The sequence below is a fragment of the Streptomyces sp. NRRL WC-3549 genome (genome assembly GCF_000721935.1).
Classification (GTDB): Bacteria; Actinomycetota; Actinomycetes; order Streptomycetales; family Streptomycetaceae; genus Streptomyces.
In genome coordinates this window covers 56,306-65,304 of record NZ_KL585399.1, presented here as the reverse complement: position 1 = coordinate 65,304, position 8,999 = coordinate 56,306, and the positions used below count along the sequence as shown (strand labels likewise).

The window sequence follows — 8,999 nt, the reverse complement described above, 5'->3', positions numbered from 1 at the left end:
GGCCGCCACCGGCCCCGGACTGGACGTCCCGGCCCTGCTCGCCGCCCTGCACACGCGCGGCGTCCGCTCCGTCCTCCTCGAAGGCGGCCCCACGCTGGCCGGCTCCTTCGTCGCCGCGCAGGCGGTCGACACCGTCGTCGGCTACCTCGCCCCGGTCCTCCTCGGCGCGGGCCCCGCGGCCCTCGCCGACGCCGGAATCACCACCCTCTCCCAGGCGTTGCGCCTCGAGGTGACCGAGACCGTCCGCATCGGCCCCGATCTGCGCATCACCGCCGTCCCCGCCCCTGCTCGGAAGGGAAACTGAGTGTTCACCGGAATCGTCGAAGAACTGGGTGAGGTCACCGCCGTCGAACAGCTCGGCGACGCCTCCCGCTTCCGACTGCGCGGCCCCCTGGTCACCGAAGGCGCCAAGCACGGCGACTCCATCGCCGTCAACGGTGTCTGCCTCACCGTCGTCGACCTCGACGACGGCGAGTTCACCGCCGACGTGATGGCCGAGACGCTCGACCGCTCCAGCCTCGGCGCCCTGACCACCGGCTCCCGGGTCAACCTGGAGCGCCCCATGGCGCTCGGCGGGCGGCTCGGCGGGCACATCGTCCAGGGCCATGTGGACGGCACGGGCCGCATCGTGGAGCGCAGGCCCTCCGAGCACTGGGAGGTCGTGAAGGTCTCCCTCCCCGCCGGCCTGGCCCGCTACGTGGTCGAGAAGGGCTCGATCACGGTCGACGGCGTGAGCCTGACCGTCGTCGACGCCGGCTCCGACCACTTCACCATCAGCCTCATCCCCACCACCCTCGCCCTGACCACGCTCGGCATCAAGGGACCCGGCGACCCGGTCAACCTGGAGGTGGACGTCATCGCGAAGTACGTCGAGCGGCTGCTCGGACCGAACACCCGGGGAGACGGAGGGCCGGTCGCATGAGCGCGCTGGACTGGCTGAACTCGGAGGCGTTCACCGCCTTCGGACAGCACATCATCTGGTCGGACATGCTCGGCAACACCATCGGGCTGTTCGCCCTGGCCCTCGGCTGGCTCCGCTCCGTGTGGACCTGGCCCGCCCAGCTCCTGTCCGGCGTCGTCCTGGTCGCCGCCAACGTCTCCGTACAGCAGGCGGGAAGCGTCGGCAAGCAGCTGATCGTCATCGCCGTCGCCGTCTGGGGCTGGCAGCAGTGGACCCGCGGCCGCAAGCAGGCCCAGGACGGCTCCCTCGCCGTGCGCTTCGCCACCTGGCGCGAGCGCGGCTACCTCTTCGGTGCCGCAGCCCTCGGCACCCTCGTGGTCGGGGGGCTGTTCACCGTCTTCCCGTCGCTCTCCTGGAGCCCGTGGGCGGACGCGTACATCTTCGCCGGCACCCTCGTGGCGATGGTCGCCCAGGCCCGCGGCATGGTCGAGTTCTGGTTCGCCTGGCTGCTCGTCGACCTCGTCGGCGTCCCGCTCAACTTCCACAGCGGGCTCGCCTTCTCCGGTCTCATCTACGTCGTCTACGGCGCCCTCGTCCTGTGGGGCATGCGCGACTGGTGGCTGCGCACGCGGACACCCGCTCTGGAAGGAGCCACGGCATGAACGCCGCACCGCCCGATCCCTTCGACGAGGACCTGAGGCTCGACCCCGTCGCCCAGGCGGTCCGCGACATCGCGGCCGGCCGGCCCGTCGTGGTCGTCGACGACGAGGACCGCGAGAACGAGGGCGACCTCGTCATCGCCGCCGAGAAGGCGACCCCCGAGATCGTCGCCTTCATGATGAGCGAGTGCCGCGGCCTGATCTGCGCCCCCATGGAGGGCGACGAGCTGGAACGCCTCGAACTCCCGCAGATGGTCGCCCACAACACCGAGTCGATGCGGACCGCCTTCACCGTCTCCGTCGACGCCGGCGCCGCCCACGGGGTCACCACCGGGATCTCCGCGGCCGACCGCGCCGCCACGCTCCGGATGCTGGCGGGCGGCAGGGCCGCGCCCGGCGACTTCGTACGCCCCGGGCACATCTTCCCGCTGCGGGCCCGGGCCGGCGGGGTCCTCGTCCGCAACGGCCACACCGAGGCCGCGGTCGACCTCGCCCGGCTCGCCGGGCTGCGGCCCGCCGGGGCCATCGTCGAGATCGCCGGCGAGGACGGGGCGATGCTCAGGCTGCCCGAACTCGTCCCGTTCGCCCGCAAGCACGGCCTCACGATCATCTCCATCGAGGACCTGATCGCCTACCGCCGCAGCGAGGAGCCGACCGTCCGCCGCGAGGCCGAGGTCCGGCTGCCCACCGCGTTCGGCCCGTTCACCGCGTACGGGTACCGCTCCACCGTCGACGGCGTGGAGCACGTCGCCCTGGTGCACGGGGACATCGGCGACGGCCAGGACGTCCTGGTCCGGCTCCACTCCGAATGCCTGACCGGCGACATCTTCGCCTCCCAGCGCTGCGACTGCGGCCCCCAGCTGCACGCCTCCATGGAGCGGGTCACCGACGAGGGGCGCGGCGTCGTCGTCTACCTGCGCGGGCACGAGGGCCGGGGCATCGGGCTGCTGTCCAAGCTGCGCGCGTACGAACTCCAGGAGCGCGGCTCCGACACCCTCGACGCCAACCTCGAACTCGGCCTGCCCGCCGACGCCCGGGACTACGCGGCCGGCGCCCGGATCCTCACCGACCTCGGCGTCCGCACCCTGCGGCTGATGACCAACAACCCGGACAAGACCGCGGCCCTCGTCCGGCACGGGCTCGGCGTCACCGGCCGCGTCCCCATGCCCGTCCAGGCCGGCGAGCACAACCTGCGGTACCTGCGCACCAAGCGCGACCGCATGGGACACGACCTGCCCTGGCTCGACGCGCCCGCCGCGTCGGCCTGCGGCAACCAGTAAGCACCGACGAACACCAGGAGAGACATGAGCGGCAAGGGCGCACCCGAACTGTCCGTACGCAACTGCGGCGACCTCCGGGTCGCGGTGATCGCGGCCCAGTGGCACGAGAAGGTCATGGACGGACTCGTCGACGGGGCCCTGCGCGCCCTGCACGACCTGGGCATCGACGAGCCCACGCTGCTGCGGGTGCCCGGCAGCTTCGAACTGCCGGTGGTGGCCAAGGTCCTCGCCGGCCGCGGCTACGACGCGATCGTCGCCCTCGGCGTGATCATCCGCGGCGGCACCCCGCACTTCGAATACGTCTCCCAGGGCGTCACCGCGGGCCTCACCCAGGTCTCCGTCGACACCGGCGTCCCCGTGGGGTTCGGCGTCCTCACCTGTGACACCGAGGAGCAGGCGCTCGACCGGGCCGGACTGGAGGGCTCCCAGGAGGACAAGGGGCACGAAGCGGTCACCGCGGCCGTCGCCACCGCCGCCACTCTGCGCACCGTCAGCGAACCCTGGCGCTGAGCGGGCGCCGGGACCCCGTATTCTGAGGACCATCATGGCGAACAAAACCTTCGAAGAGCTCTTCGCCGAGCTCCAGCTCAAGGCCGCCGAAGGCGACCCCTCCACCTCCCGCACCGCCGAACTGGTGGACAAGGGCGTGCATGCCATCGGCAAGAAGGTCGTCGAGGAGGCCGCCGAGGTCTGGATGGCCGCCGAATACGAGGGCAAGGAAGCCGCCGCCGAGGAGATCTCGCAGCTGCTGTACCACGTCCAGGTGATGATGGTCGCCCGCGGGATCTCCCTCGACGACGTCTACGCCCACCTCTGAGCACGCCCGCACACCCCGACCCCTCCGTACGAAGGAAAGCTGACCTCATGCTGCGCATCGCCGTCCCCAACAAGGGTTCACTCTCCGGGCCTGCGATGGCGATGCTCCATGAGGCCGGCTACCAGCAGCGCAAGGAGTCCAAAGAGCTCGTCCTGGTCGATCCCGTGAACGAGGTCGAGTTCTTCTACCTGCGCCCCCGCGACATCGCGATCTACGTCAGCTCCGGCCGCCTGGACATCGGCATCACCGGGCGCGACCTGCTCCAGGACTCCGGGGCCGACGCCGAGGAGATCCTCCAGCTCGGCTTCGCCCGCTCCACCTTCCGGTACGCCACCAGGCCCGGCACGGCCGCCGGCCCGCAGGACTTCGGCGGTATGACGATCGCCACCTCCTACGAGGGCATCGTCGCGGGACACCTGGCCGACGCGGGCGTCGAGGCCTCCGTCGTCCACCTGGACGGCGCCGTGGAGACCGCCATCGAGCTCGGGGTCGCACAGGTCATCGCCGACGTCGTCGAGACCGGCACCAGCCTGCGCAACGCCGGACTGGAGGTCGTCGGCGAGCCGATCATGACCTCCGAGGCCGTCGTGGTCCGCCGCAAGGGCGCGCCCGGCGACGACCCCAAGGTGCAGCAGTTCCTGCGCCGCCTCCAGGGCGTCCTGGTCGCCCGCAGCTACGTGATGATGGACTACGACTGCCGCGTCGAGCACCTGGAGCGCGCCGTGGCCCTCACCCCCGGCCTGGAGTCGCCGACCATCTCCCCGCTGCACCACGAGGGATGGGTCGCCGTACGCTCCATGGTGGCCGCCAAGGAAGCCCAGCGGATCATGGACGACCTGTACGAGCTGGGGGCCCGCGCCATCCTCACGACGGCCATCCACGCCTGCCGCCTCTGACCGGAGGTCACCCGGCAGGCTCACCGACGGCAGGATTCCACCGCCCCACGAAGGACCACCGCATGTCCGCCCCCGCGCTCCCCGCCCTCCCGGCCACCTTCCGGCCCACCCGTACCCGGGTGGTCCTGCTGACCGTGGGGGTGGCGATGTTCGCCGTGATCACCGCCATCGCGCTCATCCTGGAGAACCTGAGCCCCGGGGAGCGGACCAGCTTCGTCTTCGTCGCCCTGCTCTTCTTCGGCGTCCTGGCCCTGCTGAGCCGGCCCCGGATCGTCGCCGACGAGAGCGGGGTCACGGTCGTCAACATCACCCGGACGCGCCGGCTGGCCTGGGCGGAGATCCTGCGCGTCAACCTGCGGGCCGGCGACCCGTGGGTCTTCCTCGACCTCAGCGACGGCACCAGCCTGCCCGCCCTCGGCATCCAGCCCGGAATCGCCCGGGAGCACGCCATCCGCGACGCCCGCACCCTGCGCGCACTCGCGGAGACGTACGGCACCGGAGCGGACGAGGCCACGCGGAACCGCTGAGTCCCCTGCCCCGTACGGCCCCTTCCCGCCTATTCTGGAGGGCGGCGGCGCCCTGCGCGCGCCCCGCCCCGCACGAGAAGGTCCGTGAGACCCGCGGGGCATTCCTGCGACCCAAGGAGTGACTCCCTCCAGCAATGGACGGATCGTCCGGTAGTACCTGCGCCGCCCCCTCTTCGGAGGCGGCGGCATGACCACCCCCCTGTTGCTGCTCACCGCGGCATTCCTTCTCATCCTCGCCAACGGATTCTTCGTGGCCGCCGAATTCGGGCTCGTCACCGTGGAACGGGCGGACGCCGAGCGCGCCGCCGCCGAAGGCGACCGCCGGGCCCGCACCGTCGTCGGTGCCCTGCGTGAACTCTCCTTCCAGCTCTCCGGCACCCAGCTCGGCATCACCATCACCTCACTGGTGGTGGGCATGCTCGCCGAACCGGCGCTCGCCCAGCTGCTGGCCGCACCGCTCACCGCCACCGGACTGCCCGCGGGGGCCGTGCCCGGGGTGAGCGTCGTGATCGGCATGCTCTTCGCCTCCGCCGTCCAGATGGTGATCGGCGAGCTCGTCCCGAAGAACTGGGCGGTCTCCCGGCCGCTCCAGGTGGCCCGGTTCGTCGCCGGCCCCCAGCACCGCTTCTCCGCCGTCCTGCGCCCGGTGATCAGCGTGCTGAACACCGCCGCCAACCGGCTGGTGCGGTTGCTGGGCGTGGAGCCCACCGACGAGCTGGCCTCCGCCCGCACCCCCGGCGAGCTGGTCTCCCTGGCCAGGCACTCCGCCGAGGCGGGCACCCTGGAACAGGACACCGCCGACCTCTTCGTGCGGACCCTGTCCCTCGCCGGCCTGACCGCCCAGCACGTCATGACGCCCCGGGTGAAGGTCAGCGCCCTGCAGTCCTCGGCCACCGCCGCGGACGTCCTCAACCTCACCCGGGCCACCGGCCTCTCGCGCTTCCCCGTCTACCGGGACCGCATCGACGAGGTCGTCGGCATGGTCTACCTCAAGGACGCGCTCGCCGTCCCCGCCCGGGACCGGCAGCGCGCCCCGGCCGGCCGCATCGCCGTGGCCCCGCTCCTCGTCCCGGAGACCCTGCGTACGGGGGCACCGCCGGTGTCGTCACGCTCGAGGACATCATCGAGGAGCTCGTCGGCGAGGTGCGCGACGAGCACGACGCCGAGGGCGCCGACCGCCCCGACATGACCCCCGTCGTCGCCGACGACGGACGTTCCGGCTGGGACGTCGAGGGAAGCTGCCGGGTGCTCACCCTCCGGCGGATAGGCCTCGACGTGCCCGAGGGCCCGTACGAGACCGTGGCCGGGCTGGTCGCCGACCTCCTGGGCCGCATCCCCGCCCCCGGCGACCGGGCCGAACTGCCCGGCTGGCGGATCTCCGTCCGACAGGTCGGCCACTACCGGGCCGAACAGGTGCGCTTCGTCCGGCTCACGGACCCGCCGACGGGCACGGCCCCCCGCGAGGCCGGCCCCGTGCTGCTGGAGGTCGTGCGATGAGCCTCGTACAGCTCCTCTTCGCGGTGCTGCTGGTGCTGGCGAACGGCTTCTTCGTCGGGGCCGAGTTCGCGCTCGTCTCCGTACGGCGCAGCCAGATCGAACCCCTCGCGGCGAGCGGGTCGAGCCGGGCCAGGCAGGTCCTGTACGGCCTGGAGAACCTGCCGCAGATGATGGCCGCCGCGCAGTTCGGCATCACCGTCTGCTCGCTCACCCTCGGCGCGGTCGCCGAACCGACCGTCGCCCACCTGCTGGAGCCGGTCTTCCACGCGGCCCACGTCCCCGAGGGGCTCATCCACCCGCTCGGCTACGCGCTGGCCCTCGTCTGCGTGGTCTTCCTCCACCTCGTCATCGGCGAGATGGTCCCGAAGAACCTGGCGATGGCCGCGCCCGGGAGGACCGCGCTGTGGTTCAGCCCCGGCCTGGTCGGCTTCGCCCGGCTCTGCCGGCCGGTCACCGCCGGGCTCGGGGCCTGCGCCCGCGGGGTGCTGCGGCTTTTCGGCGTCGAGCCGAAGGACGAGGTCGAGGCCGTCTTCACCAGCGAGCAGCTCAACCGTCTGGTGGAGGACGCCGGACAGGCCGGGCTGCTGGAACCCGAGGCGCAGGAGCGTCTGGAGGACGCCCTGGAACTGGGCAGCAGGCCCGTCACCGACGTCCTGCTGGAACGCGCGTCGCTGGTCACCGTCGGCCCGTCCGTCACCCCGCGGCTGATCGAGGAGCTGACCGTCACCACCGGCTTCTCCCGGTTCCCCGTCTGCGCGGAGGGCGGCGGCCCCTTCATGGGCTACCTGCACGTCAAGGACGTCCTGGAGCTGGAGGACGGCGAGCGCGCCGTCCCGCAGCACGTCTGGCGCCCGATGGCGACCGTACGGGCGGAACTCCCGCTGGACGACGCCCTGACGGTGATGCGCCGCGCCGCGACGCACCTGGCCCAGGTCGCCGACGCCTCGGGCCGGGTGCTCGGGCTGGTCGCCATGGAGGACGTCCTGGAGATGCTGGTGGGCGAGGTCAGCGACCCCGCGCACCGCGTCTCGGTACCGCGCCGCACGGTGCAGGTGCCGACGGAGCAGAAGGCGATGGCCCCGCTGGGGCTCACCGGCTGATCCACGGCCTCACCGCCGGCCGGGCCCGCCGGGGCCCGGCCGGCGGTCACCGGGTCACAGCGCCCCCGGCTCCTGCGTGCCCCGGTCCGCCGGGCCCCGGCCGGACAGCACCTCGCCGTACGCCTGCATCAGGTCCGCCAGCCGCAGCGTCGACAGGTCGGTCCGGGTCGGGGCCGCCGTGTACCCGGAGAGCCGCAGGTCACGGTAGGCGCAGCTCTTCTCGTACAGCGTGCGCAGGAAGCGGCCGTTGCCCAGCTCGTCGATCCAGCCCTGGTCGACCACGTGCCCGCTGACCGAGCGCAGCTCCTCCAGCGACTCCTCGTCCCACACGTCGCCGTTCTCGGCGGCGAGGACCTCTCCGATGGCCGTGAGCTCCAGGGGGCGGTAGCTGGGGAAGTCGACCCGGGTCGTGAACCGCGAGGACAGCCCGGGGTTGGCCGAGAGCAGCCGGTCCATGCCCTCCGGGTAGCCGGCGAGTATGACGACGAGATGGTCCCGGTTGTCCTCGGCCCGCTTGAGCAGGACCTGGAGGGCCTCGTCGCCGTACGCGTCGCCCTTGCTGTAGCCGGAGTTGGAGAGGCTGTACGCCTCGTCGACGAAGAGCACCCCGCCCAGGGCGGAGTCGATCAGCTCGTTCGCCTTCACCGCCGTCTGGCCGAGGAACTCGCCGACCAGGTCGGACCGCTGGGCCTCCACCAGGTGGTCACCTCCCAGCAGACCGAGCGCGTAGAACACCCGGCCGAGGATGCGGGCCACCGTGGTCTTGCCCGTCCCGGACGGGCCGGAGAAGACGAAGTGCCGCTTCGGGGGCTGCACCGGCAGGCCCTGCTCGGCCCGCAGCCGCGCCATGTTCAACTGGGCGGAGAGCGCCTTGACCTGCCGCTTGACCGGTTCGAGACCGACCATGCGTTCGAGTTCGGTCAGTGCCTCGGCGAGCAGCACCGGATCGCTCGGGCCCGCCGGGAAGGCCGGGGCAGCCGACCGCCCCGCGCCCCCCGGCTTCTGACGCGCCCCACCGGCCCGGGGCGGTACCCCGGCGCCCGGGATGTCCCGAGGGTCGCCGCCCAGCCAGCTCTCGGGCCCGTCCACCAGGTCGGTGCCGAGCGCGGTGTCCCCGTCCGGCAGTACCTCCGCGCCACCACCGTCGGAGTTGAAGCCGGCCAGGGACACCGGTGCCAGGTCCGCCGTCTCGTCGTAGCCGTCGCCCTCGGAGATCGCCGCGAGCCGGGCCGAGGTGTCCATGAACGCCGGGTCGACCCGGTGCACCGCCCGGTACAGCGGCAGGGCCGCGGCGCTGCGGCCGGTGCCCTCGTGGGCACGCG

The 8,999-nt window shown here is 72.5% G+C and carries 10 protein-coding genes and 1 pseudogene; 10 read left to right on the top strand and 1 reads right to left on the bottom strand.

Features of this window, described 5'->3' with window-relative positions:
• The 10 genes and pseudogenes from IH13_RS0115180 to IH13_RS0115135 all read left to right on the top strand — a co-directional run.
• Positions 1-304, top strand: a 304-nt coding sequence (locus IH13_RS0115180; protein ID WP_031084716.1) for a RibD family protein, incomplete at its 5' end; no start/stop codon positions are given.
• The gene (locus tag IH13_RS0115175) at positions 305-922 is read left to right on the top strand and encodes a riboflavin synthase (RefSeq protein WP_031084714.1); all 618 of its coding nucleotides are present in this window, start codon (positions 305-307) and stop codon (positions 920-922) included. It begins immediately after the preceding gene.
• Positions 919-1,563, top strand: a complete 645-nt coding sequence (locus IH13_RS0115170) for a nicotinamide mononucleotide transporter family protein (RefSeq protein ID WP_031084713.1) — start codon at positions 919-921, stop codon at positions 1,561-1,563. Before IH13_RS0115175 ends, IH13_RS0115170 begins: the two co-directional genes overlap by 4 nt.
• A complete protein-coding gene (locus IH13_RS0115165; RefSeq protein WP_031084711.1) occupies positions 1,560-2,840 on the top strand; it encodes a bifunctional 3,4-dihydroxy-2-butanone-4-phosphate synthase/GTP cyclohydrolase II in 1,281 nt (426 codons plus the stop codon). The genes IH13_RS0115170 and IH13_RS0115165 overlap by 4 nt, the downstream gene beginning before the upstream one ends.
• 24 nt (positions 2,841-2,864) lie before the next feature.
• On the top strand, positions 2,865-3,350 hold the full coding sequence (gene ribH, locus IH13_RS0115160; protein ID WP_031084709.1) for a 6,7-dimethyl-8-ribityllumazine synthase: 486 nt from the start codon (positions 2,865-2,867) through the stop codon (positions 3,348-3,350).
• Between the two features lie 34 nt (positions 3,351-3,384).
• Positions 3,385-3,657 (top strand): phosphoribosyl-ATP diphosphatase, encoded by a 273-nt coding sequence (locus IH13_RS0115155; RefSeq protein WP_018490177.1) that lies wholly within the window; start codon positions 3,385-3,387, stop codon positions 3,655-3,657.
• 47 nt (positions 3,658-3,704) lie between these two features.
• Positions 3,705-4,553, top strand: coding sequence for an ATP phosphoribosyltransferase (hisG, locus tag IH13_RS0115150; RefSeq protein ID WP_031084706.1), 849 nt, complete (start codon positions 3,705-3,707; stop codon positions 4,551-4,553).
• A gap of 62 nt (positions 4,554-4,615) precedes the next feature.
• Positions 4,616-5,080: a PH domain-containing protein gene (locus tag IH13_RS0115145; protein WP_031084704.1), complete on the top strand. Its 465-nt coding sequence runs from the start codon at positions 4,616-4,618 to the stop codon at positions 5,078-5,080.
• Between the two features lie 187 nt (positions 5,081-5,267).
• Positions 5,268-6,577: pseudogene (locus tag IH13_RS37550) on the top strand (hemolysin family protein).
• Positions 6,574-7,677, top strand: a complete 1,104-nt coding sequence (locus IH13_RS0115135; RefSeq protein WP_031084701.1) for a hemolysin family protein — start codon at positions 6,574-6,576, stop codon at positions 7,675-7,677. The pseudogene IH13_RS37550 and the gene IH13_RS0115135 overlap by 4 nt, the downstream one beginning before the upstream one ends.
• Positions 7,678-7,731: 54 nt before the next feature.
• On the opposite strand, the gene IH13_RS0115130 is transcribed toward IH13_RS0115135, so the two are convergent.
• A partial coding sequence (locus IH13_RS0115130; protein WP_031084700.1) for an AAA family ATPase occupies positions 7,732-8,999 on the bottom strand: 1,268 nt, incomplete at its 5' end.